Consider the following 25,752-nt stretch of genomic DNA (forward strand, 5'->3'; position numbering starts at 1 on the left):
CCCGGTGCACCGGACGGGGCCTTCCGCCTGCCTCCCGGACGGGGTCAGTGGTTGACCTTGAACCACGGCTGCGACCAGCCGAGGTAGGTCTGGCCCCAGGTGCTCTTGATCTCCGCGATCGTGGTCTGGGTGTAGGACCCCGCGCCGTGGATGTCGTTCGACAAGAACTGGCCGCCGCCGATCGAGATCATGGTGTGGCCCGCGCCGCCGTTGGAGAAGAAGGCGAGGCCGCCCGCGGGCACGTTCTCGTCGCCCGCGTGCTTGTACTGGCTCGGGATCTGCGTCCAGTGCACGTATGCCGTCTCGGAACCCGACGCCGAAAAACCGTAGTTCTGCGCGTTGATGCGGTCGCACCAGCCGTCGTAGGAGGAGTCGTTGCCGGAGTGCACGCGGGTCTTCGCGTACGCCACGGCCTGCGCGCAGGTGCGGGCGTCACCGAGGCCGGTCGTGGAGCAGGTGTTCGCCGGCGGCGTCGGCACGTTCGTGCAGTCGGGCGCGACGCGGCCGTCGCTGCCGGTGTAGACGTAGGTGTCGGTGACGTAGCCGCCCTTCGCGGCGATGTGGTCCCACACGTTGCTCGTGCCGTACTTGCCGGTCACGGTGTCGCCGGTGGTCTGGCAGTCGATGACCACGGCGGTGCCGTCGGCGATCGTGCCGACGGAGCTCGCGCCGGTGCCGGGAGCCGATCGCACGGTGAGCGGGGCACCGGAGTCGGTGTGCACGGTGCCGCTCGCGTCGGCGGCCAGTGCCGGCGCGATGCCGGACAGCGTGATGGCGGCGGCGAACGCGACCAGCCCGAGCGAGCGCTTCGCGATGTTCATCCTCGGTCCTTCCTGATCCCCAGTGGGTGTGGGAACCAGGTTCGCCGCAGCCGGTACACGGTCCGTACAAATGCGGTTCCGCGCCGGCGTGCGGGCGATGAACCCCGGACAATCCGGGCGCGGCTCAGCCCTTGCGTGGACCGCCCGACTTGCGACGCGGCACGTAGTCGCGGCTGTCGCCTTGGATCAGACGCGAGCGCAGGGTGGTGAGCAACTCCGACGCGCCGTTCGCGCGGGCTTCGTCGCGGGAGGCGAGCCCGAGCAGCAGTGCGTCGGCGAGGACCTCGGCGCTGAGCATCTCGCCGGTGAAGTTGCTGGGGGAGTGGGTGGCCTGCAGGCTCACGGCCACGCGGTCGCCGAACACCGGTGCGAGCGAGTCGGTGACCAACAGGGTGCGGGCGCCGACCTCGCGGGTCCGGTCGAGCAGCACCTCGATGTCGCCGAGCAGCCGGCTCGGCAGGAACAGCACGACGACGTCACCCTCGCCGAGACCGAGCAGGTCGTCGGCGAGGCGGAAGCCGGTCGCGCCGCTCGCGCGGGCGCGCCGCCCCATCCGGCCCAGCCGCAGCGCGAGGTAGCCGGCGAGAAAGCTCGACGGGCCGATACCGAAGGCCAGCACTTCGCGGGCTTCGTCGAGCAGGTTCACCGCCCGCTCGAAGTCCTCTTCGGTGATGAGCCGCCAGGTCTCGGCGAGCCGCTCGGTCGCTTCGGTGAAAACCCGCTCGAGCACCGTGGTCGGCGGGCCCTCGACCTCGCCGGTCTCACGCGCGTGCAGCTTGAGCGACGGGCTGGTCTCGGTCACGACCTGCCGGGCGAGGTGCTGGCGCATGTCCGACAGCCCGGTGTAACCGAGCGTCTTCGCGGTGCGGACCACCGTCGCGTCGCTGGTGCCGGTGGCCGAGCCGATCTGCTCGGCGGTGGCGAAGATGGCCTCGCGCGCGTGGTGGCGCAGGTACTCGGCGACGGTGCGCTCGGCCCGCGACATCCCGGCGAGCCGGCCGGTGATCCGCTCGGTGAGCGAGTCCCCGCCGTCGGCGGGGGTGGCGTCGTCGGGCATCGGATCACTCTCCTGTCGGCTCTTCTGCATCGTAGTGGCCGGGACCCGCCCGCGTCTGCGGGACCACTGTGGACGGTGTGGCACGGGTGCGATCCCGGACACAACGGACGGGTGTGGTTGCCGGCGCCACCGGGCCCGGCTAAGGTTCAAAGTAGTCAATAAAGGTGACTAACTGGAGCGAGGAGCGCCCGATGTCGGTGATCGAGCTGACGACCTTCAGGGTCCGTCCCGAGCGGACGCGGGCGATGCTCGACGCCCGCCCCGGCATGATCGAGGCGTTCCGCCGCGATCGCCGTGGCTTCGTTTCGGCGCGGCTCGTGCGAGTCGCGGACGAGACCTGGCTGGACTTCGTCGAGTGGACCGACGACTCGGCCTGGGACGCCTCGCGCGCGAAGGGCGGCAACCAGCCGGAGATCGCCGCCTTCTTCGCGACCATCGATGAGCTGGTGGGTTCCGAGCGCGGCGTGCGCTACGACGACGCCGAAGACGGCCCGCGCCGCGTGCGGACCGTCGGCTACGGGCCCGAACCGTCGCAGGTGGGAGAGCTGTACCTGCCTGAAGGGCCTGGCCCGTTCCCGGTCGTGGTGCTCGTCCACGGCGGTTTCTGGACCGCGTTGTACGACCGGCGCCAGCTGACCCCGCTCGCCGACGACCTGCTCGCCCGCGGGTACGCCGTGTGGAACGTCGAGTACCGGCGCCTGGGCGAACCGGGCGGCGGCTGGCCCGGCACCTTGACCGACTTCGCCGCGGCCGTCGACGCGTTGGCCGGCCTCGGCCCCGAGCTCGACCTGTCCCGCGTGGTGGTCATCGGCCACTCGGCCGGCGGCCACCTCGCAGCGTGGGGCGCCGGGCGCGCCACCCTGCCCGACGCCGCGCCCGGCGCGGGCCCGAAGGTCACGCCGGTCGCGGCCGTGTCCCTGGCGGGGGTGCTCGACCTGCGCGGCTCGGCGGAGGCCCGCCTCGGCCACGAGCTGTCCGACCCGGACCTCCCGGGACCCGCCGGCGCGCCGGTCGACGCCGACCGCCGCTACACCGGTGCCGTCGCGGCGCTGGCCGGAGACGGCCTGGTCCGCGCCCTCCTCGGCGGCACCCCCGCCGAACAACCGGATCGCTACACCTGGGCCACCCCGGCCGACGCCGGCGTCCCGCTCCTGGTCGTCCACGGCGACGCCGACGAGATCGTCCCGGCCGGCCAAGCCCGCGTCGCCTTCGCGGCCGAGACGGTCGACGTGCCCGGCGCGGGCCACTTCGACGTGATCGACCCGGCCCACCCGTCGTGGGCGCGCGTCGTGGCGTGGGCCGGGGAGCAGCTCGCGAAGCACGCCGGGTAGGCGGCCCGGCCGGGTGGTGGCGGCTCGCTACGCTGCCGGCATGACCACCACTCGTCCCGCCCTGCGCGGCTTCCCGGGGTTCGTGCTCGTGGTGCGGTTCCTGACGGAACTGGCGCTGCTCGCGGGACTCGCGGTGGCCGGGGCACGGCTGGGCGGCAGCGCGCTGCTCGACGTCGTCGGCGGAGTGCTGTGGCCGCTGCCAGCCGCGGCGATCTGGGCGCTCGTGATCGCCCCGAAGGCGCCGCGTCGCTCGCCCGAGCCGACGCGGTTCATCCTGGAGTTCGCGTTGTTCGGCGCGGCCGCGGTGGCCTTGGCCGCGTCCGGGCTGCTCGTGGCCGGGATCGTGCTGGCCGTCGCCGGCGTGCTCACCGCGATCGCGGTGCGGGTGTTCGCCAAGGACGGTTGACGAGGCGCGCGTCCGTGTGCTCGTGGCGCTCGCCGGCTCGGTCAGCAGAGTGTGGTTGAGCGAGTTCCCGATCGGCTCGGGTTCGTTGTCGGCGTGGAGCCGGTGCACGGGGGAACTCGATCGGCGTGCGGCCGCTGCTGCTCGGCCACCACGAGCCGCGGTGCGTCAGCGAGTCGTGCTGGCGGCAGGGTCGCGGATGGGGAAAGTGTTCACCGCGGGTCCTCTCGAAGCGGGGACCGGTCCCGTGTCCGGCCGGTACGGTTCGCGCATGGATCTTCGCGCCACTGCCCGGACCCTCGCCGTGCCCCCGGCCGCCGCGGCGCTGCTGGCCGCTCTCACCGCGTGCGGGGGCGCCCCGGATCCCGCGCCCGTCCCGGCGTCTTCGCCGGCGCCGGCTTCCGCGGTGTCCGCCACGTCAGCACCCGCCTCGCCCTCGGTCCCCGACCGCGAGCCGCACACGCTCGTGCTCAACGCGACCGGTGAAGGCAAGCTCACGCAGATCACCTACACGCTCGACGGCAAGACCCAGCAGAGGGGAGTGGTCACGCTCCCGTGGCGCCAGTCGCTCACCGTCGCGGCCGACGGCAAGCCGCACCAGTGGACGCTCGGGATCTCCTACGCCGGCGGCACCAAGGGCAACGTGGACATGTTCTCGATCGTCGACGGCAAGGAAGGCATCCACACGGCCGCGGCCGCCGCGGGCTCGCCCGGGTCGCACATCAGCGGCAGCGCGTCGGTCGGCGGGACCGTGCAGGGCTAGATGTGGTGTCCGGGGAGGTTGGTCAGTCGGGTGATCGGTGGGTGGCCTCCGATGGCGCTGTGGGCTCGGTGGTGAATGTAGAAGTGGGGCCAGTAGTGCTGCTCGGCGCTGCTGTTCGCTCGGGTAGAAACGGGTGTAGGCCCGGCCTTCGGCCGGGGTGCGGTGGAAGCGTTGGAGTTTTCCGTCGGTCTGGGGTCGGTAGGGGTGGGTCCGTTTCGGGGTGATACCCAGCTCGGTGCATATGTCGCGCCAGAGGTGGGAGCGGTAGGCGCCACCGTTGCGTTCCTAAGGGATGTCAAGCCGCTTGGTGGGGTTTAGCGTGGGTGTTGGACGGGCCGGTCGATGGAGCGCTTGGCGACTTCTTGTTTCGCTGGCCCGTCCCCACTCCGGTTGTCCTGTGTGATCGGCGAATGTCTTCCGGAACGGTGTATCGCTGGGCGATGATGTCGCCGGCTTGGATCGCGGTGACGGGTGTGCCGTTGACGTCGCGCAGCTGGTAGGGCGTGTGGTTTTTCCAGCATGATGCGATGCGGGTCAGCAGGGTGGTTGCGATGTGGCAGAGCGCAGAGTTGTGGTGCTTGCCGGCTTCGACCATCAGCCGGTGATACTTCGCGGCCAAGGTGGGGTCGTGGCGGCGCGCCTGGCTGGCGGCCATGAACAATGCTTCGCGGAGCAGGGCGTCGCCGCGTTTGGTCGGGCCGCCGTGGCTGCCGGAGACGCCGGACGCGTTCAGCGACGGAATAAGGCCGCTGAAACCGCGGACTGCTGCCAAGGACGAGAACCGGTTGACGTTGCCGAGCCGTCCGAGAATGACTGCCCCGGTCACGGGTCCGACGCCGGGCGCGGAGGTGATGAGCCCTTCGGGGTCACGTTCGGCGACCAGGACGGCGATACGTTCGTCGACATCTTTGATTTCATCGGTGATCGCCAGCGCGAGGCGGGCTTCGACGGCGATGTCGTCGGCCAGCTCGGCAAAGGCCAGTTCCTCGCCCCACAATTCGGTGGTCGCGGCGGCTGCGGCCAGGACCCTGTCGGCTTCCGAGTCGCCCCAGGCGCCGCGGGAGTGCCGGTAGAAGAATCGGGCCAACCGCGCACGGCCGAGGCGACGGACGGCGTGTGGGTCGGCGTAGCCGGCGGCGAGGAACCGCAGCGGAGTCTTGTTCGCCAGATCGCCGCTGAGGGCGGCATGCCAGTCCGGTCCCAGGATCTCCAGCAGCGCATCGAGCCGGGCGAGGCCGGCGGTGCGGCGCTGGACCAGCGTGGAGTGCAGTTTCGTCGCGCGCCGCAGCGGATCGCCCGGCCCCGTGCCCCGCTCGGGATGGAGTCCTTCGGGGTGCAGCAACGGCAGCCGGGCCAGCAGGACCGAGTCCATCCGGTCGCTCTTGGTGTGTTTGGCGTAGTAGGCGCGCAGATCCGCCGACCGCTCTGCGGACACCAGCACCACCGTCGCGCCCCGTCGGCGAAACCACGCGGCCAACGGAACCCACGCGTTGCGGGTCGGCTCCATCACGACCGTCACCTCCGCAGCCGTGACGCCGTCGGGCAGCCGTGCCCACAACCGATCCAGTTCCTCGCTGCGGGTGCGGAAACGGTGCCCGGACCAGAGCACGCGTCCCTGCTCGTCGGCCATGCTGGCTTGGTGCTGCGCGCGGACCGCGAGGTCGATGCCCATCCGAACGATCAATGCCGGCTCCCTTGCTCGCGTGAATTCGGATCCGGCCGCCGCACCGCCGTGGGAGTCCGAGCCGCACCAGACATTCGCTAACAGGGATCCACATCCGCCTCGATCAGGACATGGTCACCGGGTTCCTAACAGGGCATCTCGAACTCCGGCAGTGGCCCCGCCCGCCAGCATGGTCAACAGGCAAGGAGTCGCGCAGCGCTCCACTCGGTCAAACAACGTTCACAGGCGGGTGCCGGACGACCCCGATCCCTCCCGCCGGCCGACGAGACAGGCTCAACGCCGCACACCCAGCTTGAATGTCGGACAGGACTCGTTCGACGGTCACTCCGCGGGCGGCAAACCCTCCGCGGGCGGCAATCCAGGTGATGGCACGGTGCAGGACCGCGGTGGCGGTGGCTGCGGTTTCGTCGGTGTGGATCTCGGCGTAGGCGACGCGTGAGTGGTCGTCGATGACCGTGTGCAGGAAGGTGGTGCCGGTGCGCGGGTTGCGGTCCGCGCCGCGGGGCAGGCCGGGCGTGGCTCGCTTGTGCGGTCTCCGTGCTGCCGGCCGAGGACCTGGTGTCCGCCGCCGTCGGGGACGTTGCCGAACTTGGTGACGTCGACATGGATCAGTGAACCGGGATGGTCGTGCTCGTAGTGGCGCAGCGGTTCGCCGGTGACCCGGTCGATCCGGGACAACCGATTGATTCGGCAGCGCACCAGTACCGCGTGCACCGTCGATGCGGGCAGTCCGAGCCTGCCACCGGACCGGGCCGAGTCGGTGCCGCCATCGCCGCCGCACGATCGCCCGCACCGCCGGGCCGGGCTGTGGTGCGGACGCGAGCTGCGATCGATCACCCCGGCTTCGCCTTCGTGCCGGTATCGCCCAGCCCACTTCGCTTCGGTCTTGGCAGCGACCATGAACATCTTGGCCGCCGCCGCGCAGGTCCAGCCCTGCTCGACGACCAGGCGAGCCAACCGTAGCCGGGTTCGCAGGGTCAGGGTTGCGTTAGGGCGGAACACGACGGCCTCCGGTCAATGAAGCGGTTCCTGGACAGCTCCACTTCACAACCGGAGGCCTTCACCTGGCCACACGACAGGCCGTCACCCACTCAACCCCGGAAACGTCCCCGGACACCACAGCCAGAGCTCACACCGGGCCCGCCTCGTGGGTCCACCAGTCGATCAGCGCGAACGGGGTCGTGCCGCGGTGGGCGACGGCCTCGATGTGCGCCTGGTCGTCCGTCCACTTGAGAACGAGCTCGCCACCGGGGCCGGTCGTCGCGCACGCGAGCCGGCCGGTGCGGCCGCCGCGGGCGTAGGCCCGGTCGCCCTCGAAGTCTTTGGGCAGGCTCGTGCAGGCGGCCTCGCTGTCTCCGGTGCTGTTGAACACCTGGTTCATCGCGGCGGCGTCGGGCAGCTGGTAGTACACGACGAGCCCGGCGCCGCTCGTCCGTCCACACGCGACGGCGGCGGTGGCCGCGACCGCACCGAGGTCCTGCCACTTCCGGTCCGGCGACGGGCGCACGCAGTTCTGCCGCGACTGCGGCGGGATGTGCTGCAGCAGCGCGCGTTCCACCCCGTCCGGGAACGGCGGGGCGGAGTGCTCGTTCACCTCGCCGACGATCCGGCTCAGCGGCGCCACGTGCCACTGCGACCACCAGCCGCCGACGGCGTCGCCGGACGCCCCCGTGACGTGGCCGATCATCGAAAACGCTTCGAGGCTCCAGTCCATCGCGACCGTCCCGTCGGGACCCGGGTGGCACAGCACCTGGCCGAGGTCCACGCTGAGCCAGTCGAACCGGGTCGTGCCGAGGAACGGCGAGCCGGGGCAGCCGCTGCCGCTCGGCGCCTTGGCCGCGCGCACCAGCGCGGTGAACGCCGTCCGCAGCGCGGGGACGTCCGGGAATCGGACGTAGGAAACCCGGCGCGCGCCCGAGCCCTGTGGCGTGCAGGTGATGCCGGCGACGGCGCCGGCGTACGCGTCGAGATCCGCCGGCGCCGCGCGGACGCACCCCGTGCCGGCGGCGACGCCGAGCAGCGCGTTCTCGTCCGAGGTGGGAAAGGCCTCGGGCGCCCACCCCACCCAGCCTGCCCACGCCGTGCGCAGCGTGGCGTCGTCACCGGCCGGGACCTCGGCGCGCGTGACGGTGCGGGCCTGGTCGTCGGTCCACGTCACGGTCGCCGTGCCTGCGCGCACCTGGCACAGCACCCGGCCGCGCGCGGGTCCGGTCGCGGGGTAGCGGTGTTCACCGCCGGCCGCTGAGGCGCAATCTCCCTGATCGGCGGCGACGCCCGCCTCCGCGACAGCGTCCGCGTACGCAGCGGACACTTGCCGCGGATCGGCGTATAGCGCCGCCGTCACCGGTTGCCCCGACGCGTCGTGACAGGTGACGGTGGCCGTCGCGCCGGCCGCAGGCTGCCCCGCCGCACCGCAGTGGTCGCGCAACGCGGCCGGCACGCGCTCGAGCGTCGAATCCTGCGCGGCCGGCGACCCGCTCGCGGCGAACCACAGCACGAGCAGCGCGACCACCACGAGTGCCGGAGCCGGGATGCCGGTGAACCGCCACCGGCGCTTGCGGCGGCGGGTCCGTTCGGCAGCCGCGGTCGCGGCCACGAGATCGTCGACGAGCGCGGCGCAGCTCTGCTGGCGCGCGGCCGGATCCCGCGCGAGCCCGCGGCGATGCCCGGGTGCGCGAAGTCGGCGTGGTGGTGCGGCGGCTCACCGGACAGGCATTCGTAGAGCACGCAGGCCAGCGCGTACACGTCCGCCCGCGGCCCCGACGGGCTTGCCCTCGCGCTGTTCGGGCGCCGCGTAGTTCACGGTGCCGAGGAAGCCGCCCGTGGCGGTGAGCTTCGTCAGGGCGAGGTTGCGCGCGATGCCGAAATCGCACAGGAAGACGCCGCCGGTGGCGTCTTCGAGCAGGATGTTGCCGGGCTTGACGTCGCGGTGCACCAGGTCGCGAGCGTGGGCGGCGTCGAGCGCGGCACCGACACCCCGGCCGGTCGCCACGGTCTCCTCGAACGTCAGCGCGCCCCGCCGGTGCAACAGCCGCGCCAGGGTGGTCCCGACCACGTACTGCATCGCGAGGTAGCCGAGGTGCCCGTCGGTGGAGAACCCGGCGTCGTAGGCCGCGACGATGTTCGGGTGGGCGAGGGAGAGCGCGATCGCGGTCTCGCGCTCGAAGCGCCGCCGAAACCCGGGTTCGGCCATGAACTCCGGCCCGACGACCTTCAGCGCGACCGGCCGGTCGGCCACCACGTCCCAGGCCTCGAAGACCTCGCTCATGTTCGTCTTCGCCAGCTGGCGCAGCAGGCGGTAGCGCGGCAGGCGGCCGGTGATGTCCGGCCGATCGAGTGCCGGTGCTTCCGTCTCGTCCACGATTTCCGTCCCCCGAGGTGCGCCGCCGGAGCTTAACCGGTGCCCCGGGGTGCCGCCCGGCCCGGCGGGTCGCGGCCGCGGCGCAGGGTTGCGCGGTACGCGGCGGTGGATGAGACTCCCGGCTATGCCGAGCCCGTTCAGCGCCGAAACCGGCGAAGCGATCCAGCGCGCGCGTCAGCACTCCGTCGGTGATCTGCTGCGGCGCACGGCTGCGCGGTACCCCGACAAGCTCGCCGTGGTCTGCGGGGAGCGGCGGTTGTCGTTCGCGGAGTTCGACGCGGCGGTGAACCGCTGCGCACACCGGCTCGCCGGACGCGGGCTGGTGAAGGGCGACCGGCTCGCGCTGCTCAGCCACAACTGCCGGCAGTACGCCGTGCTCGCGTTCGCGACGGCGAAGCTGGGTCTGGTGCTGGTGCCGGTGAACTTCATGCTCAACGCCGGCGAGATCGCGTTCATCCTCGGCCACGCCGGGGTGTCGGGTCTGGTGGCGGAGGACGCGTTGCTGGGCACCGCGAAGGAGGCGCTGGCGCGAGCCGGACTCGGTGACGTCGTGCGCGGCCGCCTCGGCGGGGCGGATCCGGACTGGGAGTCCGTGGACGCGTGGATCGACGAGCCCGGCGACGAGTCGGAGCCCGGGGTGCTCGTGGCCGACGACGACCCGCTGCGGCTGATGTACACCTCGGGCACGGAATCGCGGCCGAAGGGTGTGCTGCTGTCGAGCCGGTCGCTGATCGCGCAGTACGTGTCGTGCACCGTCGACGGCGGCATGAGCGCCGACGACGTCGAGGTCCACTCGCTGCCGCTCTACCACTGCGCGCAGCTCGACTGCTTCTTCTCCGTCGACGTCTACCTCGGTGCCACGAGCGTGATCCTGCCCGGTCCGGACCCGGCCGCCCTGCTCGCGGCGGTCGAACGCGAACGGGCGACGAAGCTGTTCGCGCCGCCGACGGTGTGGATCTCGCTGCTGCGGCACCCGGCGTTCGACTCGACCGACCTGTCCAGCCTGCGCAAGGGCTATTACGGCGCGTCGGCCATGCCCGTCGAGGTGCTGCGCGAGCTGGCACGGCGGTTGCCGGACGTCGAGTTCTGGAACTTCTACGGCCAGACTGAGATGGCGCCGCTGGCCACGATCCTGCGCCCGCACGAGCAGCTGCCGAAGGCGGGATCGGCGGGCCGGGCGTCGCTCAACGTCGAGACGCGCATCGTCGACGAGGACGGGCGCGAGGTTCCGCCGGGGGAGATCGGCGAGATCGTGCACCGCAGCCCCCACGCGACGCTCGGTTACTACGAGGACGAGGAGAAGACGTCGGCGGCGTTCGCGGGCGGCTGGTTCCACTCCGGCGACCTCGGCGTGCTCGACGAGGACGGGTACCTGTCCGTCGTGGACCGCAAGAAGGACATGATCAAGACCGGCGGCGAGAACGTGGCCAGCCGTGAGGTCGAGGAAGCCCTCTACCGCCTCGACGGCGTCGCGGAGGTCGCCGTCTTCGGGATCAAGCACCCGCACTGGATCGAGGCCGTGACCGCGGCCGTCGTCCCGCGCGAGGGCGTGGACCTCACGGCCGACGCCGTGATCGCCCACGCCCGCGAGCACCTCGCCGGCTACAAGTGCCCGAAGTACGTGGTCTTCACCGACGCGCTCCCGAAGAACCCCAGCGGCAAGATCGTGAAGCGCGCGCTGCGCGACCGGCACGCGGATCTCGCGGCCGGCTGATCATTCGTCCGGCGTGAGGTACTTTGTCGCGACGGCCTTGTTGTAGCGCGTCAACAGCGAGCCGAACGAGCGCACCTCGTCCTCTGACCAGTCGCGGAGGAGGCCGGCCGCGGTGCGGCGACGGCGCGACTGCGTGAGGCGCATGCGGTGGCGGCCCTCTTCGGTCGGGGTGAGGATGCTGCGCCTGCGGTCGGCGGCCGAGGGGCTGCGCTCGACGAGCCCCTTACCGAGCATCACCGAAGCCTGCCTGCCGACGGTCGAGGGGTCTAGGCCGAGTGCTCCCGCGAGCGTCCCGATGTCCGCCGACCCCAGTTCGTCCAGAGTGCGCAGCGCCAGGTACTCCGACTGGTCCAGTTCGGTGTAGGTGTCGGTGCGGCGGCGCAGCAGCTCGAAGTTGCGCACGAGCACGGCCGTGGCGAGTTCGAGCACGTCGAGGGTGTCGCCGGTTTCGGCGAGCCGATCGGCCAGCTCGCAGGCGGCGAATGTCGGTTCCATGACTCGGTCCTCCGAAGCCCCTGTATGACACCGGTAATTATCGGTATCATACCGGTGATCACTTCGAACGCACGGGAAGGCGGGTTTTGTGCTGCCCAGGGCCAGGGAGATCCGAGACAGGGTCGTCGCTTCCGATCCGGGGCTCAACCGGTTGAGATCGGCGGGATCCGCCACCATCGGGATGGCCAGCGCCCTGGGTGTGGAATACCTGGTGGCCAAGATCACGGGCGCCGGCGCGATGGGTACGCTGACCTCGATGCTGCTCGGCGCGGTCGTCGGGATGATGGGCGCGATGGCGCTGGGCGACGGAAGTCCTTGGGTCAAGACCCGCACGGCCGCGTTCTTCCCGGTGGCGCTCGGCACCGGCATGACGCTCGGCGTGCTGGTGGGCAGCAACGCCGACTTGATGCTCGGCGTGTTCGTCCTGGTCATGTTCCTCGCCGTGTTCGTCCGGAGGTTCGGCCCGCCGTTCTTCTTCTACGGCTTCATGGGCTGGATGGGCTACTTCTTCGCGGCCTTCCTCCACGCGACGTTCGCGACGCTGCCCGGGCTGCTGCTCGCCGTGGTCGTCGCCAGCGCGTGGCTGCTCCTGCTCTTCCTGACAGTGCTGCGCACCAGCACGACCAAGACGCTGCGCCGGGTGGTCCGGGCGTTCGACGCGCGCGGCCGGTCCTTGGTCCGCGCGTGCGCCGACCTGCTGGCCAACCGCGATCCGGAGCAGCAGGCGCGCTTGCGTCGCCGGCTGCAGCGGCGGCAAGCGCGGCTCGCGGACACGGCGCTGATGGTCGAGGGCTGGTCGGCTCAGCCGGGCGCGGTGCCGCGCGGCCGTTCGGCGGCTTCGCTGCGGCGCCAGATGGTCGACGCGCACCACCTGCTCGACCAGCTCGCCACCGCCGCCGATTCCCTCGTCCGCAGTGGTTCGGGCCTCACGGTGCTCGCCGCCGAGGTGGCCGACCGGCTCGCCCGGCGCGACGACCGCGGCGCGGGTGAGGTCGCGTACCGCCTGGCCGATCTCGCCGAACGCGCGGGTGGCGCCGCGGGCGGGTGGTGGCCGGCGCGGCACTTCTCGGCCGCCGCGCTGGAGGTCGTCGCGGTGTTCGACGCGGCGCCGCAGCCCGAGGAGATCGGCAGCGACCCGGTCGACGACTTCGAACCCGCTGTCGGGCTCGCGTTCGGCAACCTGCCCGGCTCGCCGGCCGCGGCGGGCGACGTGCCTGCCCGCCAGTCGAAGTGGAACCCGTTGGCGCGCCTGGACTTCATCACGCGCCAGGCGGTGCAGAGCGCGCTCGCCGGCGGGCTCGCGATCCTCATCGGCAAGGAGCTGTCCTCGGCGCGCTACTACTGGGCGGTGCTCGCGGCGTTCTTCATGTTCACCGGCACGGCCACGCGCACGGAGACGTTCATCAAGGGGTTCAACCGCGTTCTCGGCACGCTCGTCGGGCTGCTCGCCTCAGTCGGGCTCGCCGAGCTGACGGCGGGCAACACCGCGGCGGTGCTGGTGACGATCTGCGGCGCGATGTTCTTCGGCTTCTACCTGATCCAGATCTCGTACGCGTACATGATCTTCTTCGTCACGATCATGGTCGGGCAGCTCTACAGCGTGCTCAACGAGTTCTCCGCGGACCTGCTCCTGCTGAGACTCGAGGAGACCGCCGCCGGTGCCGTGGCGGGGCTGATCGTGGCCGTGGTCGTGATCCCGCTGTCCACGCGGGACACCGTGCGCAGCGCGCGGAACAACCTGCTCATGGCCCTGGGGGAGATCCTCGCGGCCGCCGCCGAGCGGCTGGGGCACGGCAAGTCGCCGGACCCACAGCCGGACTTCGACGCGCTCGCGCGCGCTCTGGACCACCGGCGCTACCAGCTGGCGCTGGTCGCGCGGCCCCTCACGCGGCCCGTGCTCGGCGGCACGGACTCTCCGCGGCTGCGGCACCGGTTGTCGCTCTACGCCGCGCTCGCCACGCACGGGCGCGCGCTCGCCGTGGCGGTGCGGTGGCCGCAGGGTTCGTGTTCCGCGCACCCCGAAGGTCCGGTCGCAGCGTGCACGGCGCTCGAGGCCGCCGTGGAGGAACTCATCGCCACTCCGGTCGGGCAGCCGGCCACCGGGATGCGCGGTCCGCTGGCCAGCGCGGACGTCGCGTTGTTCGCCTACACCCCGGCGGCGCCGGGGGATCGCGCGAAGGACCCCGTGCTGCGGGCGCTGAGCCACCTGTACCTCGTGCTGCGGGATCTGACGGCGACCGGACCGGTGGAACTGCGGCCGGCACCGGCTCTCGCGGCGCCGGGGCCCCGGCTGTACCGGAAGATCCGTGCGGGGCTGCCGGTGGTGCCTGCGGTTCCGCCGGTTTCTCCGGTGCCTTCGGTGCCGCCGGCCGTGCGGCAACCGCACGACGGCTGACTTCCGCGCACGAACCGTGCCCCGGACGACCTTTCCCCCGGCTGTGACCACCTGAATCGGGCAGGGAGAGCGTTATCACATTCCTGCGGGGGTGGTTCGGGAGGAGGAAGTCCGATGGCCGGCGGAACGAACAACTCGGGAACGAACGGCGCCGTGCTGCTGTGCCGGTGCGTGTGCTCGGTGCTGGGACACCACCACTCGGTGTGCGACGAGATCGCCGTGCCGGGTGCGTCGGTGCCGCTGCTGTCCGGGACCGAGCGCCGGGCGGTGCCCGCGTGCCTGGGCTGCCACACCGCGGTGCACCAGGAACTCGCGCGCCGCTGAGTACGATCCCGGGGTGGCGCGGCGGAAGAACCCGGCGGCGGACCTTGTCCGGCTCGCTGGCGCCCGAGGCCCTGCCGCCCGCACGGGTCCTGCGCGACGCGTCTACGTGGCCCCGGGCAGCCGCCGGTCGATCGACGGCATCGCCCGATGGCCGTCTCGTCGACTCCGGTGCGGGAAGCTCTGACGAAACTGGAGGCCGGCGGGCTGGTCGCCACCCGCCCCGATGCCGGTTACGTCGTGGCGCCCGGGCTCGACGCGGCGGGACTGGACCACCTGTTCGACGTGCGCGGGCTGTTGGAACCCGAAGCCGCCCGCCTCGCCGCCGCGTCGCAGTCCCAGCCGGCCGACCTGCGCACCACGCGGGCCGCCACGACTCCCCACCCCGGCGCGGACGGCTACCGCGCCTACCCCGACTTCGCCGTGCTGGACGCGCGCCTGCACGGCGTCATCGCGGATGCCTGTGGAAATCCGCTGATCGCCGACGCCCTGGCCCGTCAGCACGCCCACACCCACGGCTGTCGGCTGTGTTTCCGCGTCGGCATCGCTCCGGCCACGGTGGCCGAACACGAGGCGATCGTCTCCGCCCTAATGCCCCGCCGCGGCGTCGATGCGGGCTCCCCTGGACCGGTTACGGGGCAGGCCGTGTCTGACAAGGCCTTGGTCCAGGTCATCACGCGTGGAAGACGACCGCGCAGCCGGGGTTCGCGCGGCGGCCGCCCACCCGGGTCGATCCCCTCCACGGCCACCGTCACGTGAACCTCCCGAGGTGAGTACCGGTGCAGGAACCTCGAGGAAATCGCACCGATGAGTTTCCGCGCCCGCTGCCGTCAGTACAGGAACAACACAACCGGAGGTGCGGAATGGGCAAGGTGCTGTACTCGGCGGCGATGTCGCTCGACGGGTTCATCGCGGGACCGGGCGGCGACGCGCAGTGGATGACGGGCTACCTCGGCCCCAACCCGGAGGTCGACGACCTCGTGCCCGGCATCGGCGCGCTGCTCGTCGGCCGCCGCACGTACGGCGGGGACGACCCCAACCGGGGCACGGAGCACGAAGGCGCGTTCGGCGGCACGTGGCACGGACCGCAGTTCGTGGTGACGCACCGGCCCGCTGAGCCGGCGCCGGGCGTCACGTTCGTCGGCGACGTGGTGAGTGCTGTCGCGGCGGCGAAGGAAGCCGCGGGGGACAAGTACGTGACCGTCCTCGGTGCGGAAGTCGCCCGCGGCTGTCTCGACGCGGGGCTGCTCGACGAGATCCTCGTGGCGATCGTCCCGGTGCTGCTCGGCGACGGCGTGCGGCTGTTCGAGCGCCCCGGCGGTGACCACGTGCGCCTCGAGCGCCTCAAGCTGACCGAAGCTCCGACCATGTCGAACCTGTGGCTGCGCGTCGTCCGCTGATGTCGCGGGGCCCGGTGAGCGTCGCCGCGGTGAGGTGGTGCAACCACGGGGCCTTGCGCGCGGATCGCGTCGTTCCTCGCGAACCGCGTGGTGCTGGAAGGGTTGTCCGCCATCGCCGTACCGGCGCGACCACGCCGTCGGCGCCGGGCGGGATCCGGCGCAGCCCCTGCCGGCGGGTCGGCCCGACCGGCGGCGGTGACCCGATCGCGCGACGGATTCCGCTCACGTGGCCGATGCCGCGCCGCCGCGGTCACCCCTACCGGTGGTGGGTCCCTGCGATTCGGGAGGGCGCATGGCCAAGCCGGTCGAAGAGATCCTGGCGAACGTCGATCTGTACGCGGAGGACCAGAGCGAGAACCTGCTCGCGGCGGCCGCGGCCGCGAGGACGACCTGCCCCGTGCCGCACACCGAGGAGGACGGCGGCTACCACCTGCTGGCCGGCTGTCGCTGAACTCGGACGACGGCGGCCCCCAGGCTGTCTGCTCAACCTCGCGGGAGCCACCGCCTTCCGGGGCCTCCGGACGGCCCCGCTCCCCGCGTACCCCGCCGTCCCCGGATCAAACGGGCTCGAAAGCGGTGATCGCCTTCCTGACCGCGTCGCCCATCGCGCGGCTGCCGGTGTGGCCGGCGTCGTCGATCACCACGAGTTCGGCCGACGGCCAGTTCCGCACGAGGCGCCACGCGGCCTGCAGGGGCACGCTCAGGTCGAGGCGGCCCTGGATCAGGACGGCGGGGATACCGTGCAGGTGGTGGACATCGCGGAGGATCGCGCCTTCCCCGAGCCAGGCGTGGTGGCCGTAGTAGTGCGCGCACAGCCGGGCGAGCGTGATCAGTTCCTCGTCGGGGTGGTCACTGTACTGGCCGGGCCGTCCGTTCGTCTCGTGCGCGATCACGGCGTCCTCCCAGGCGCACCAGTCGCGCGCGGCCCGCAGCTGCACCGCACGGTCGGGTGAGGCGAGCAGCCGGGAGTACGCGGCCAGCAGGTCGCCGTCGCGGTCTCCTTCGGGCACGCCGGCGCGGAACGCCTCCCACTCACGCGGCAACAGCCGGCGCAGGCCACCGTAGAGCCAGTCGATCTCGTCGGGTGTGGACGTGAAGGTGGCGACCAGCACGATCTCCGACACCCGCTCGGGATGGCGCTCGGCGTAGGCCAGCATGAGCGTCGCGCCCCAGGAACCGCCGTACAGCAGCCACTTCTCGATCCCGAGGTGCTCGCGCAGCCGTTCCATGTCGGCGATGAGGTGCTCGGTGGTGTTGTGCTCGAGGCTCACCGCGGGATCGGCGACGTTCGGCACGCTCTCGCCGCAGCCGCGCTGGTCGAACTGCACGATCCGGAACTTCGCGGGGTCGAACCCCGTGCGGCTGTTGCGTTTGCCGCCCGCACCGGGGCCGCCGTGCACGCACAGCACCGGTTTGCCGTCCGGGTTCCCGCTGGTCTCCCAGTAGATCCGGTTGCCTTCGCCGACGTCGAGCAAGCCGCGCGCGTAGGGTTCGACGAGCGGGAACGGGGCCATGACGGGATCCTCCGGGGTCGGCAACCCGCCGAGACTACCGATCCCCGCCTGCGGTGACATCTCGTTTTCGGGAAGGAAGGCCGAAGCCGCCAGCGGATATGCTTCGATATTTACAGGTTTAATCCGTTCTGGTTTCGTTTTTCGGTATGGACCACCTAATCACCCCGGTGACCGCCGACCGGATTCCCGATCTCGTCTCCTCCGTCGAGGCGCTGTTCCGAGAGGACGGTGGGCGCCGGGACCCGACGATGGACCTCACGTGGCCGCGTCGCGAAGGCGCGGCGTACTACACGGAATTGCTGAGGGACGAGGACGCACTGTGCCTGCTCGCCTCGCGGGGCGCCGTCACCGGTCACCTCATCGGACGGGTTCGGCGGCGGGATCCGCTGCGCCCGGGCGTGGTGACGGCAGCGCTGGAAAGCATGCGAGTAGCCCGCGAAATGCGGCGGAGCGGAGTGGGCACGGCACTCGTCGCCGCGTTCGCGTCGTGGGCCGGAGAAAAGGGTGCGGACCACTGTGAAGTCACCGCGTATTCCACGAACGCGACCGCTCTCGCGTTCTACCGCCGCCACGGTTTCACCGATTTCGAGCTGACCCTGCGGCGCTGAGTGCCGACCGGGGCTGCCAGGGGTATTCACGGGGCCTGTGCTGGGCACCGAGACACAGAAGGCCAGGGGCTTGGGACGCTCGGCCCGGCGGCCGTGCGCTAGGTTGCCGCCATGACCGAACTCGGGCCCGTCGGCTGGCCGCCTGCCCCGATCAGGACCGAGCGGCTCGTGCTCCGCGGGTCCGAGGCCCGGGACCGTACGGCGTTCCTCGAACTGTTCGCCTCGCCCGAGGTGGGCACCTACGTCGGCGGCCCTCGACCACGCGCCGAGCTCGAGCGCACGGTGCCCGAGGTGCCCGGGCGGCGCGCCGGTCTTTTCGTGATCGATCTCGACGGGACGATGATCGGCATGATCACATTCGATCGGCGGGACGCCACGCGTGCAGGACACCTCCGTCCGGAGGCCGGGGACGTCGAGCTCGGCTACCTGTTCCTGCCGCACGTGTGGGGACGTGGCTACGCGGCCGAGGCGTGCGCGGCGGCACTGGGCTGGTTCGCCGTCGCCCTTCCCGGCGAGCCGGTGGTGCTCTGCACCCAGACCGCCAACGACCGCTCCATGCGGCTCGCGGCGAAGCTGGGGTTCGCCGAGGTGGAGCGGTTCGAGGAGTACGGCGCCGAGCAGTGGTTGGGCGTGTGGTCCTCGGCCACGCCGTAACCTCTCACTGCGTGGAGATCTCGACCACGCGCCTGCGGGCGAGCACGGCGGTCACGTGGACGGTGACCATCAGCCGGTCGGTGGCGAACTGGGCGCTGCCGCCCGGGCCCGCCAGGATCTCGCTGAGGTCCTGCAGCACCCGGACCTTCGGACCCGGCGTCCGACACCGACACCGTGAAGGTTTGGCCGGCCATGGCGAAGTCGGCCTTGCCGCTGACCAGGACCTGGCACTTGCCCGACGCGCACGCGCCGAAGTCGCTGCCGTCGGTAGCCGGTGGGAGAGCGTCGGGCGGGGAATCGAGCGGGCGGCACCGCGGGGCGACGTCGTGGGACTGGGCCGGCACCGGCGTGCCGCGGGCGATCGCCGGCAGGTCCGGGGACGGCAGTGCGATGGTCATGATCACGCCGATCGTCTGCTGTGCCCGGGATTCACCTCGTCGACGGACTGGAACGCCGGCTCGGCCGACGGATCGACCGCGGGCAGTTTCGGCTGCATCGCTTGGAGCGCGGAGCGCAGGCTGGCGCGGTACTGGTCCGCGGCGGGGATGCCCCTGGGCTCGGCCATGCCGAGTGCGTCGACGACATCGGCGACACCGGAACCGGCCGACTGCGGGAATGAGCCGAGGTCGTAGGAGCTGAAGCGGGCGTACCGGGGATCGGTGATCAGGAGGTCTTCGATCGTGGCCGCGTTGAGCGAGGCAGCGGCATCGGCCGCCGCGCACACGGGGTCGGACCACGCGACCAGCGCACGGGTGGGGGCGGCCGGGTCGACGGAACTGCCGCACAGTCCGGCAGGTGGCGGCGACGTTGAAGGAGGCGTTGAGTTTCGCGTCGCTGCGGACGGCTTTCGGGAGGTCTTCGGCGACGGGCTCGATGCCGGCGATCGCGTTCGCGAGCTCACCGGCTTGCGCCGGCGTCGGCCGGGCGGTGGTCGAGGCCGGCGCCTTCTCGCCGAGTGGGTCGAGCGCCTGGGCCGGCCGCGACGTGGGTGTCCGCGGCTTTCACCCCGGACGGCGTGACGGCCTCGAGTCGCTCGCGCGCCTGGCCGAGCCGGCCCCAGATCACGCTGACGCAGGAGCTGATCGCGGAGAGTCGAGGAACCCGGCCCGCGAGGGGTCGGCGGCGGTGCGGTTGACCTCGTCGATGCCGGAGCAGAAGCCCTGCAGCGACTGCTCGCTCGTGCACACCGCCTGGGACCACGCCATGAGCCGCCGGGCACCGGCGGCAGCGGTGCGGGCGGCGCGTACCCGCCCGTGGTGCAGCCGGCGGCGAGCACCGCGAACCCCCCGGCAGTGAAGCCGTCCTGACCCGCGTGGGACTCCCTTCTCCCCAGGTGGCGAGAGACTAGGAAGGCGCTGCCGGGAGGGGTCCCGCAAGGCCGGCGCGAGGTGGCAGCCGACAGCCCGGACGGGGCCGACGCGAACCGCGGCAACGTGTCGGTGCGCGGGCCGTGTGCCGCCCGTGAGAAACCGTCACCCGGAGTGGTGCTCGGAGGTCGGGTTTACACGATCGGGCGAGGCTTCGTAGGATCTTGCCGCCGGTCGTGCCGCGGGCCCGCGGCCCCGGCGGGGTGGAGGTCTGGATGGCGCCCACGGGGCCCGGCGCAAACGGCGGTGAGCTGGACTCGGTCGCGAAGCTCGTGGACCTGTCGGAGACGGCGCCGATGCCGCGCATCGACGGTGAACGCCCGCCGCTGGTGACCCGGCGGAAGCCGCAGCCCGACCCCGGCGACCTGCACCCGGACCCGGCGGCCGCGCCGGCGTCGCGAAGGGAAGGCCCACGGACGAAACCGCAGCCCGTCGTGGGGGAGCTGCCGGCCGGTCTCGATGCGATGTTCGCCGGCGCCGAGCATCCAGCGACGGCGGAGCATGCAGAGCGGGCCGAGACCGCGCCGCCGCCGTCGACCGGCCGCACCACGCGCTACGTGGTGCTCGCCGGCGCAGTGGTCGTCGCGCTGGCCGGGTTCGGCACGTGGGCGCTGTGGGCGGCCCCGGACAGCGGCTCGGCGGGCAAACCGGCCGAGGTACCCGCCGCCCCGACGCGGTCCTCGTCCGCACCACCCGCGGTCACCACGATGAGCGCGAGCCCCACCCCGCCGCCGGCGACCGACCACGTGGACCACACCCCCGTCCGCACCACCGAGGAGCAGGAGCCGCAGCAGTCTGCCGACGGGCGCCGGGCGCCGCACACCAGCGAGCAGGACCCCGTGTCGGGCGCCTTCAGCTCGGTCGTGAGCTCCTACCTCCAGCAGTGGAGCAGCCGCCACCAGCAGCCCTCCCGCCACCACCGCGGTTAGGGGATCTTCGAAGGCGCAGGTCCGCGCCGATCTGTGCACCGGCCTGCCGCTGAACGGGCGACCTGGCGTAACCGGAGGGGGTCGGGGTACTACTCTGAGTGGGCCAATGCCGCCCCGAGCCGCCTTGCGAGGTGCCCATGCCCAGCGCTCCGCCGTCCACGCTGTCGCCCAGCCAGGTCCCGGTGGGCGTCGATCCGAACCGGCCGAGCATCGCGCGGATCTACGACGGATTCCTCGGCGGGAACCACTACTACGAGGTCGACCGCGCGGTCATGGAGAAGATCAACAGGGCCGTGCCCGAGGCGGTGCACATCGCGAGGGGCAACCGCGGCTTCCACAACCGCGCGCTGCGGTTGCTCGCGAACCAGACCGGCATCCGCCAGTTCCTCGACTGCGGTTCCGGCCTCCCGACGGCCGAGAACACGCACCAGATCGTGCAGCGCGCGCACCGCGACGCGCACGTGGTGTACGTCGACAACGACCCGGTCGTGCTCGCCCACGGCCGCGCGCTGCTGGCCGAGAACGACTACACGCACATGGTCGACGCCGACATCTTCCAGCCGGCGAAGGTGCTCGAGAACGACACCGTGCGCGAGTACATCGACTTCGACCAGCCGCTGGGCCTGCTGCACATCGCCACCATGCACCACTTCGAGGGGGACGGCGCGATCGACGTGATGCGCCAGTACATCGACGCCCTCGCCCCGGGTTCGTTCGTCGCGCTCGCGCACTTCTACGACCCCGAGGTGCCGGAGCTGACCGCCGTCGCGAAGCGCATCGAGGAGATCCTCGTCTCCGGCCCGCTCGGCGCCGGCCGCTTCCGCACGCGCGCGGAGATCGAAGCGATGCTCCCGGGGTTGGAACTGCTGCCACCCAACGCGACCTCCGGCCCGGGCCTGTCGGTCTGCGACGAGTGGTGGCCGGACGGTCCGCGCCTGGTGCCGCTGTCCGACTCCGCCAAGTGCGTCGCGGGTGTGGTCGGCCGCAAGCCCTGACCCGACGGTGCGACGAGTCCCCGGCAGCCGTGCGGTGCCGGGGATTTTTGTTGTGCCCGAACAGAACTACGCCGGCAGTGTTCGCGGCGCCGTCGCCAGGACGTGCTCGCGGAACCGCGCGCTCGCCGGCGGCAGGACGCGGCCCGCGAGCTGAGCGAGCCCGATGTCGCGAGCCGCGGAGACGTCCGTGACCCGCAGGTGCGGTGTCGCCGGCTGGGCGGGTTCCGGAGGGAACGTCGCGGTGTGGGGGAGCGGCAGCAGGGAAACGCCGAGACCTGCCGTCACGAGCCCCCGCAGCGTCTCGACCTCTTCGCCCTCGAAGCCGATTCGCGGGGTGAACCCGGCCTGCGCGCAGAGCCGCTCGGTGGTCTCGCGCAGCGCGTAGCCGGGCCGCAGCACGATGAACGTCTCCTCGGCCACGTCGGCGAGCCGCGCCTGTTTGCGGCGTGCGAGCCGGTGGCGGTGCGGCACGGCCAGCAGCAGTGGTTCCTCCAGCAGCCGCACCCAGCTGATCAGCGGATCACCCGGATCGCCGCTGGTGAGCACGAGATCCGCGGTGCCGTCGAGGAGTTCGCGGGCCAGGCCCTCTTCGCCGTGCTGGCGCAACTCGAACCGCGCGCGCGGGTGCGCGGTGCGGAAACTGCTCACCACCGGGGGCACGAGCCAAGTGCCGAAGGTGTGCAGGAACGCCAGCGGAACCACGCCCGCCTCGGGGTCGACAGCCTCCGCGACGGCCCGAAGCCCCTCGTCGTAGCGCTCCAGGATCGCGTCGACGTGCGCGGCGAACGCGTGCCCGGCCGGCGTGAGCCGCAGCGCGCGGCCCGAACGCTGGAACAGCGCGGCCCCCGCCTCGCGCTCGATCCGGTGCAGGGCACGGGAAAGCGCGGGTTGCGTGAGCCGCGCGCGGGCCGCGGTGCCGGTGACCGTCGCGCCGCGCGCCACCTCCTGGAAGAGCCGCAGAACGTGCAGGTCCATGTCGTCCATACTGCCACGTCATGGGTTCTAGGAAAAAGAGGCATTGGACGCATACGTACTGGCGGCACATGCTGAAAAGAGGCCAAGGACGTGCCGGTGATTCCGGGTTTTCGAGAGAGGAGCGGCTCATGCCCACTGTGGCCGAACAGCTCGTACGCACCCTGCGGGACGCGGGCGTGGAACGGATCTACGGGATCGTCGGCGACAGCCTGAACCCGGTCGTCGACGCGGTCCGCCGCATCGACGGCATCGAGTGGGTGCACGTGCGCCACGAGGAAGCCGCGGCGTTCGCGGCCGCGGCCGAAGCCCAGACGACCGGGAAGCTCGCCGTGTGCGCGGGCAGCTGCGGGCCGGGAAACCTGCACCTGATCAACGGCCTCTTCGACGCCCACCGCAGCGGCGCGCCCGTGCTCGCGATCGCCTCCCACATCCCGTCGGCCCAGATCGGCACCGGCTTCTTCCAAGAGACGCACCCGGAGCAGCTGTTCACCGAGTGCAGCCACTACAGCGAGCTCGTGTCGCAGCCGGAGCAGATGCCGCGGATGCTGCGCATCGCGATGCAGACGGCGTACGGCAAGGGCGGCGTGTCGGTCCTGACCATCCCCGGGGACATCGCCGACCGCAAGGCCGTGAACACCGGGGTGGAGAAGGTCCAGCTCGTCAAGCCGTCGCCCGTGGTGCCGCCCGCCGAGACGATCGAGGAACTGGCCCGCCTGCTCAACTCCGGCGAGAAGGTCATGCTCTTCGCCGGGGCCGGCACGCGTGGCGCCCACGACGAGGTCATGGCGCTGGCCGGACGGCTCAACGCGCCCATCGGCCACTCGCTGGGCGGCAAGGAGTGGATCCAGTACGACAACCCGTTCGACGTCGGCATGAGCGGCCTGCTCGGTTACGGCGCCTGCTACGACGCGATGCACGCCGCCGACCGGATCGTATTGCTGGGCACTGACTTCCCGTACGACAACTTCCTCCCGCAGGCCCGCACCATCCAGGTCGACACCGACGTCGCGCGGCTGGGCCGCCGGACGCCGCTGGAGCTCGCGGTGCACGGCGACGTCAAGGAGACCATCAAGGCCGTGCTGCCCTTGCTGCGCCGGCGCACGGACCGGTCCTACCTGGACCGCATGCTGCGTGAGCACGTGCGCAAGCTGGAGAAGCGGGTGGCGGCGTACACCACCAAGATCGAGCACCGCCGCCCGATCCACCCGGAGTTCGCGGCGTCGATCCTCGACGAGGTCGCCGACGGCGACGCGGTGTTCACCGTGGACACCGGCATGGGCAACGTGTGGGCCGCGCGCTACCTCATACCCAACGGCCGCCGGCGCGTGCTCGGCTCGTTTCGCCACGGCAGCATGGCCAACGCGCTGCCGCACGCGATCGGGGCGCAGTTCGCCGAACCGGGCCGCCAGGTCGTGTCGATCTCCGGTGACGGCGGGCTGGCGATGCTCATGGGCGACCTGCTGACCCTGTCGGCCTACGACCTGCCGGTGAAGGTCGTGGTGTTCAACAACGCGACGCTGGGCATGGTGAAGCTGGAGATGCTCGTCGACGGCCTGCCCGACTTCGGCACCGACCACGCGCCGGTGAACTTCGCAGCGATCGCCCAGGCGTGCGGCATCCACGCGACGCGCGTCGAGGACCCTCGTGAGGTCCGCGAGGCACTGGCCAAGGCGTTCGTCCACCCCGGGCCCGCCGTGGTCGAGCTGGTGACCGACCCGAACGCCCTGTCGATCCCGCCGCACATCACCGGCGCCCAGGTGCGCGGCTTCGCGCTCGGCGCGAGCAAGACGGTGCTCACCGGCGGTGTCGGCAAGATGATCGAGCTGGCGCGCACCAACCTGCGCAACACGCCGGGGTTCTGAGAAGCCCCGTAGGCTGGCTCCGTGCGTGAGCTGGCTGGGCGGATGCGGGCGGTCGACCCCGGGGCCGGGGCCGCGTTGCAGGTGATCGCCCACTTCGACGCCCTGGTGGAGGCCCGCGCCGGGCTGGAAGCGACGGTGCGGGCCGCCGCCGTGCTCGCCGGCTGCCCCGCGGGTCTCGTCGTCCCGGGCCGGCGGCTGCGGGTGCGCGTGGAGCCCGACGGTCGGCGTGTGGCGGGCGAGCCGAGCGGGTTTTCGGTGCCGCTGCCCGGGTATCCGGGTGCGCTCGCCTGGGTGGAACGGTCCGTGCCGGAGCCCGGCCAGGCGGAGTTCGACCGGGTGCTCGCCGAGCGGCTGGCCACGACCGTCCGGATCGTGCTGGACCGCACCGGGCCCGGCGCGGCGAACGGCGATCCCGCCGCGGTGGAAGTTCTCGTCGACGCCGGCGCCGACGAGGACACCCGCGTCCGCGCGGCGCGCCGCGCGGGGCTGGCGGTGGACGGCGTCTTCACCGTCACGGTCAGCACCGGCGGCCCCCGTCCGCCCGGGGCGGCGCGGCTGGGCGACCTCGACGTCACCGTCGCACCGGCCGGCTCGCCCACCGGCGCACGATCGGCCGCCGGACTACGTGACCTGCCGTGGTCCTACGAGCAGGCGCGGCTCGCCTTCCGGCTGACCGCGGACGGTGAGCCCGGCTCGTCTCATGTGGACGCCGCCGCGCTGGGCGGCCTGCTGGCCCTCGCGGAAGGGTGTGACACCCAGGCGGCCGTCGCCGAAGTGACGCTGCTCGAGCGCGTCCTGGCCGCGCACCCATGGGCGCTCGAAACCCTGACCGCGGTCGCGGCGGAGCCGAGCCTGCGAGCGGCGGCGGCCGTCGTGCCCGTGCACCACTCGACGCTGCAGAGCCGTGTCGATCTGCTCACTGCGGAGCTCGGCTACGGCCCCGCCACCCCCGCCGGCCGGACCCGGCTGACGATCGCGCTGGCGCTGCGCCGGTTTCGCCGCACCCGCTGACCCGCCACGTGGCGGGGCGCGGCCGCCGCCTGACGGCTGCCGCGGCGAGCGGTCGGGCTCTACCGTCGCAGACGACGAACCGGCCAACACAG

At 72.1% G+C, this 25,752-nt stretch carries 26 protein-coding genes and 2 pseudogenes; 15 read left to right on the forward strand and 13 right to left on the reverse strand.

What is annotated here, in order from left to right; all coding sequences use genetic code 11:
• Positions 1–44 precede the first annotated feature (44 nt).
• A complete protein-coding gene (locus I6J71_RS20000) occupies positions 45–821 on the reverse strand; it encodes a hypothetical protein (RefSeq protein ID WP_204096096.1) in 777 nt (258 codons plus the stop codon).
• A gap of 124 nt (positions 822–945) precedes the next feature.
• A complete protein-coding gene (locus tag I6J71_RS20005; RefSeq protein WP_204096097.1) occupies positions 946–1,878 on the reverse strand; it encodes a MurR/RpiR family transcriptional regulator in 933 nt (310 codons plus the stop codon).
• Between the two features lie 191 nt (positions 1,879–2,069).
• On the opposite strand from I6J71_RS20005, the gene I6J71_RS20015 reads away from it, so the two are divergent.
• From I6J71_RS20015 to I6J71_RS20025, 3 genes are all read left to right on the forward strand, one after another.
• Positions 2,070–3,209 carry an alpha/beta fold hydrolase gene (locus tag I6J71_RS20015; protein WP_239155071.1) on the forward strand — a complete coding sequence of 380 codons (1,140 nt, stop codon included), beginning with the start codon at positions 2,070–2,072 and terminating at the stop codon, positions 3,207–3,209.
• A 40-nt stretch (positions 3,210–3,249) separates the two neighbouring features.
• Positions 3,250–3,615, forward strand: a complete 366-nt coding sequence (locus I6J71_RS20020) for a DUF2568 domain-containing protein (protein WP_204096098.1) — start codon at positions 3,250–3,252, stop codon at positions 3,613–3,615.
• 268 nt (positions 3,616–3,883) lie between these two features.
• On the forward strand, positions 3,884–4,375 hold the full coding sequence (locus tag I6J71_RS20025) for a hypothetical protein (protein ID WP_204096099.1): 492 nt from the start codon (positions 3,884–3,886) through the stop codon (positions 4,373–4,375).
• Here the strand turns inward: I6J71_RS20025 and I6J71_RS20030 are convergent.
• The 5 genes and pseudogenes from I6J71_RS20030 to I6J71_RS20050 all read right to left on the reverse strand — a co-directional run.
• A pseudogene (locus tag I6J71_RS20030) lies at positions 4,372–4,654 on the reverse strand (integrase core domain-containing protein); the annotation flags it as partial. The gene I6J71_RS20025 and the pseudogene I6J71_RS20030 overlap by 4 nt on opposite strands.
• Positions 4,655–4,670: 16 nt before the next feature.
• A complete protein-coding gene (locus I6J71_RS20035) occupies positions 4,671–6,047 on the reverse strand; it encodes an IS110 family transposase (protein WP_204096100.1) in 1,377 nt (458 codons plus the stop codon).
• 310 nt (positions 6,048–6,357) lie between these two features.
• Positions 6,358–7,061: pseudogene (locus I6J71_RS20040) on the reverse strand (leucine zipper domain-containing protein); the annotation flags it as partial.
• A gap of 127 nt (positions 7,062–7,188) precedes the next feature.
• On the reverse strand, positions 7,189–8,655 hold the full coding sequence (locus tag I6J71_RS20045) for a hypothetical protein (RefSeq protein ID WP_204096101.1): 1,467 nt from the start codon (positions 8,653–8,655) through the stop codon (positions 7,189–7,191).
• Between the two features lie 105 nt (positions 8,656–8,760).
• On the reverse strand, positions 8,761–9,420 hold the full coding sequence (locus tag I6J71_RS20050) for a serine/threonine-protein kinase (protein WP_204096102.1): 660 nt from the start codon (positions 9,418–9,420) through the stop codon (positions 8,761–8,763).
• A 124-nt stretch (positions 9,421–9,544) separates the two neighbouring features.
• Here I6J71_RS20050 and I6J71_RS20055 point away from each other — a divergent pair, with 124 nt between their 5' ends.
• Complete coding sequence (locus tag I6J71_RS20055) at positions 9,545–11,134, forward strand: acyl-CoA synthetase (RefSeq protein WP_204096103.1); 1,590 nt, start codon at positions 9,545–9,547, stop codon at positions 11,132–11,134.
• Here the strand turns inward: I6J71_RS20055 and I6J71_RS20060 are convergent, their stop codons facing one another.
• Positions 11,135–11,629 (reverse strand): MarR family winged helix-turn-helix transcriptional regulator, encoded by a 495-nt coding sequence (locus I6J71_RS20060; RefSeq protein ID WP_204096104.1) that lies wholly within the window; start codon positions 11,627–11,629, stop codon positions 11,135–11,137.
• A gap of 181 nt (positions 11,630–11,810) precedes the next feature.
• Here I6J71_RS20060 and I6J71_RS20065 point away from each other — a divergent pair, with 181 nt between their 5' ends.
• From I6J71_RS20065 to I6J71_RS20085, 5 genes are all read left to right on the forward strand, one after another.
• Entirely contained in the window at positions 11,811–14,024 is a 2,214-nt protein-coding gene (locus I6J71_RS20065) for an FUSC family protein (RefSeq protein ID WP_204096105.1), read from the forward strand.
• A 114-nt stretch (positions 14,025–14,138) separates the two neighbouring features.
• Positions 14,139–14,348 carry a hypothetical protein gene (locus I6J71_RS20070; RefSeq protein WP_204096106.1) on the forward strand — a complete coding sequence of 70 codons (210 nt, stop codon included), beginning with the start codon at positions 14,139–14,141 and terminating at the stop codon, positions 14,346–14,348.
• Positions 14,349–14,495: 147 nt separating this feature from the next.
• A complete protein-coding gene (locus tag I6J71_RS20075; protein ID WP_204096107.1) occupies positions 14,496–15,104 on the forward strand; it encodes a GntR family transcriptional regulator in 609 nt (202 codons plus the stop codon).
• A gap of 104 nt (positions 15,105–15,208) precedes the next feature.
• Entirely contained in the window at positions 15,209–15,745 is a 537-nt protein-coding gene (locus tag I6J71_RS20080; protein ID WP_204096108.1) for a dihydrofolate reductase family protein, read from the forward strand.
• A 292-nt stretch (positions 15,746–16,037) separates the two neighbouring features.
• Complete coding sequence (locus I6J71_RS20085) at positions 16,038–16,196, forward strand: hypothetical protein (protein WP_204096109.1); 159 nt, start codon at positions 16,038–16,040, stop codon at positions 16,194–16,196.
• Between the two features lie 106 nt (positions 16,197–16,302).
• Here I6J71_RS20085 and pip read toward each other — a convergent pair whose 3' ends face one another.
• Complete coding sequence (gene pip / locus I6J71_RS20090) at positions 16,303–17,259, reverse strand: prolyl aminopeptidase (protein WP_204096110.1); 957 nt, start codon at positions 17,257–17,259, stop codon at positions 16,303–16,305.
• Positions 17,260–17,405: 146 nt separating this feature from the next.
• Between pip and I6J71_RS20095 the strand changes: the two genes are divergently transcribed.
• Together I6J71_RS20095 and I6J71_RS20100 are read left to right on the forward strand one after the other, a co-directional pair.
• Complete coding sequence (locus I6J71_RS20095; RefSeq protein WP_204096111.1) at positions 17,406–17,867, forward strand: GNAT family N-acetyltransferase; 462 nt, start codon at positions 17,406–17,408, stop codon at positions 17,865–17,867.
• 111 nt (positions 17,868–17,978) lie between these two features.
• Positions 17,979–18,521: a GNAT family N-acetyltransferase gene (locus tag I6J71_RS20100; RefSeq protein WP_204096112.1), complete on the forward strand. Its 543-nt coding sequence runs from the start codon at positions 17,979–17,981 to the stop codon at positions 18,519–18,521.
• Positions 18,522–18,525: 4 nt separating this feature from the next.
• Here the strand turns inward: I6J71_RS20100 and I6J71_RS49805 are convergent, their stop codons facing one another.
• The 3 genes from I6J71_RS49805 to I6J71_RS20110 form a co-directional block, all read right to left on the reverse strand.
• Entirely contained in the window at positions 18,526–18,660 is a 135-nt protein-coding gene (locus tag I6J71_RS49805; RefSeq protein ID WP_255570891.1) for a hypothetical protein, read from the reverse strand.
• A gap of 261 nt (positions 18,661–18,921) precedes the next feature.
• A complete protein-coding gene (locus I6J71_RS20105) occupies positions 18,922–19,245 on the reverse strand; it encodes a hypothetical protein (protein ID WP_204096113.1) in 324 nt (107 codons plus the stop codon).
• A gap of 337 nt (positions 19,246–19,582) precedes the next feature.
• On the reverse strand, positions 19,583–19,726 hold the full coding sequence (locus I6J71_RS20110; protein ID WP_204096114.1) for a hypothetical protein: 144 nt from the start codon (positions 19,724–19,726) through the stop codon (positions 19,583–19,585).
• A 377-nt stretch (positions 19,727–20,103) separates the two neighbouring features.
• Here I6J71_RS20110 and I6J71_RS20115 point away from each other — a divergent pair, with 377 nt between their 5' ends.
• Positions 20,104–20,817, forward strand: a complete 714-nt coding sequence (locus tag I6J71_RS20115) for a hypothetical protein (RefSeq protein ID WP_204096115.1) — start codon at positions 20,104–20,106, stop codon at positions 20,815–20,817.
• A 137-nt stretch (positions 20,818–20,954) separates the two neighbouring features.
• Positions 20,955–21,812 (forward strand): SAM-dependent methyltransferase, encoded by an 858-nt coding sequence (locus I6J71_RS20120; protein ID WP_204096116.1) that lies wholly within the window; start codon positions 20,955–20,957, stop codon positions 21,810–21,812.
• A gap of 66 nt (positions 21,813–21,878) precedes the next feature.
• Here I6J71_RS20120 and I6J71_RS20125 read toward each other — a convergent pair whose 3' ends face one another.
• On the reverse strand, positions 21,879–22,787 hold the full coding sequence (locus I6J71_RS20125; protein ID WP_204096117.1) for a LysR family transcriptional regulator: 909 nt from the start codon (positions 22,785–22,787) through the stop codon (positions 21,879–21,881).
• Positions 22,788–22,915: 128 nt separating this feature from the next.
• On the opposite strand from I6J71_RS20125, the gene I6J71_RS20130 reads away from it, so the two are divergent.
• Both I6J71_RS20130 and I6J71_RS20135 read left to right on the forward strand, forming a co-directional pair.
• Positions 22,916–24,649: a pyruvate dehydrogenase gene (locus tag I6J71_RS20130; protein WP_204096118.1), complete on the forward strand. Its 1,734-nt coding sequence runs from the start codon at positions 22,916–22,918 to the stop codon at positions 24,647–24,649.
• A gap of 21 nt (positions 24,650–24,670) precedes the next feature.
• Complete coding sequence (locus tag I6J71_RS20135) at positions 24,671–25,660, forward strand: PucR family transcriptional regulator (protein WP_204096119.1); 990 nt, start codon at positions 24,671–24,673, stop codon at positions 25,658–25,660.
• Positions 25,661–25,752: the final 92 nt, after the last annotated feature.

Origin of the sequence: Amycolatopsis sp. FDAARGOS 1241, assembly GCF_016889705.1 — a bacterium.
In the GTDB taxonomy this organism is placed as follows: domain Bacteria; phylum Actinomycetota; class Actinomycetes; order Mycobacteriales; family Pseudonocardiaceae; genus Amycolatopsis.

What these genes read in the sequence shown, in the direction of transcription:
- I6J71_RS20075 (WP_204096107.1), top strand. Translation starts at nt 14,496, where the DNA reads ATGGCCGTCTCGTCGACTCCGGTGCGGGAAGCTCTGACGAAACTGGAG.
- I6J71_RS20000 (WP_204096096.1), bottom strand. Translation starts at nt 821, where the DNA reads ATGAACATCGCGAAGCGCTCGCTCGGGCTGGTCGCGTTCGCCGCCGCC.
- I6J71_RS20025 (WP_204096099.1), top strand. Translation starts at nt 3,884, where the DNA reads ATGGATCTTCGCGCCACTGCCCGGACCCTCGCCGTGCCCCCGGCCGCC.
- I6J71_RS20110 (WP_204096114.1), bottom strand. Translation starts at nt 19,726, where the DNA reads ATGGCGTGGTCCCAGGCGGTGTGCACGAGCGAGCAGTCGCTGCAGGGC.
- pip (WP_204096110.1), bottom strand. Translation starts at nt 17,259, where the DNA reads ATGGCCCCGTTCCCGCTCGTCGAACCCTACGCGCGCGGCTTGCTCGAC.
- I6J71_RS20035 (WP_204096100.1), bottom strand. Translation starts at nt 6,047, where the DNA reads ATGGGCATCGACCTCGCGGTCCGCGCGCAGCACCAAGCCAGCATGGCC.
- I6J71_RS20085 (WP_204096109.1), top strand. Translation starts at nt 16,038, where the DNA reads ATGGCCAAGCCGGTCGAAGAGATCCTGGCGAACGTCGATCTGTACGCG.
- I6J71_RS20080 (WP_204096108.1), top strand. Translation starts at nt 15,209, where the DNA reads ATGGGCAAGGTGCTGTACTCGGCGGCGATGTCGCTCGACGGGTTCATC.
- I6J71_RS20055 (WP_204096103.1), top strand. Translation starts at nt 9,545, where the DNA reads ATGCCGAGCCCGTTCAGCGCCGAAACCGGCGAAGCGATCCAGCGCGCG.
- I6J71_RS20115 (WP_204096115.1), top strand. Translation starts at nt 20,104, where the DNA reads ATGGCGCCCACGGGGCCCGGCGCAAACGGCGGTGAGCTGGACTCGGTC.
- I6J71_RS20060 (WP_204096104.1), bottom strand. Translation starts at nt 11,629, where the DNA reads ATGGAACCGACATTCGCCGCCTGCGAGCTGGCCGATCGGCTCGCCGAA.
- I6J71_RS20070 (WP_204096106.1), top strand. Translation starts at nt 14,139, where the DNA reads ATGGCCGGCGGAACGAACAACTCGGGAACGAACGGCGCCGTGCTGCTG.
- I6J71_RS20100 (WP_204096112.1), top strand. Translation starts at nt 17,979, where the DNA reads ATGACCGAACTCGGGCCCGTCGGCTGGCCGCCTGCCCCGATCAGGACC.
- I6J71_RS20020 (WP_204096098.1), top strand. Translation starts at nt 3,250, where the DNA reads ATGACCACCACTCGTCCCGCCCTGCGCGGCTTCCCGGGGTTCGTGCTC.
- I6J71_RS20015 (WP_239155071.1), top strand. Translation starts at nt 2,070, where the DNA reads ATGTCGGTGATCGAGCTGACGACCTTCAGGGTCCGTCCCGAGCGGACG.
- I6J71_RS20005 (WP_204096097.1), bottom strand. Translation starts at nt 1,878, where the DNA reads ATGCCCGACGACGCCACCCCCGCCGACGGCGGGGACTCGCTCACCGAG.
- I6J71_RS20130 (WP_204096118.1), top strand. Translation starts at nt 22,916, where the DNA reads ATGCCCACTGTGGCCGAACAGCTCGTACGCACCCTGCGGGACGCGGGC.
- I6J71_RS20065 (WP_204096105.1), top strand. Translation starts at nt 11,811, where the DNA reads ATGGCCAGCGCCCTGGGTGTGGAATACCTGGTGGCCAAGATCACGGGC.
- I6J71_RS20095 (WP_204096111.1), top strand. Translation starts at nt 17,406, where the DNA reads ATGGACCACCTAATCACCCCGGTGACCGCCGACCGGATTCCCGATCTC.
- I6J71_RS20125 (WP_204096117.1), bottom strand. Translation starts at nt 22,787, where the DNA reads ATGGACCTGCACGTTCTGCGGCTCTTCCAGGAGGTGGCGCGCGGCGCG.
- I6J71_RS20120 (WP_204096116.1), top strand. Translation starts at nt 20,955, where the DNA reads ATGCCCAGCGCTCCGCCGTCCACGCTGTCGCCCAGCCAGGTCCCGGTG.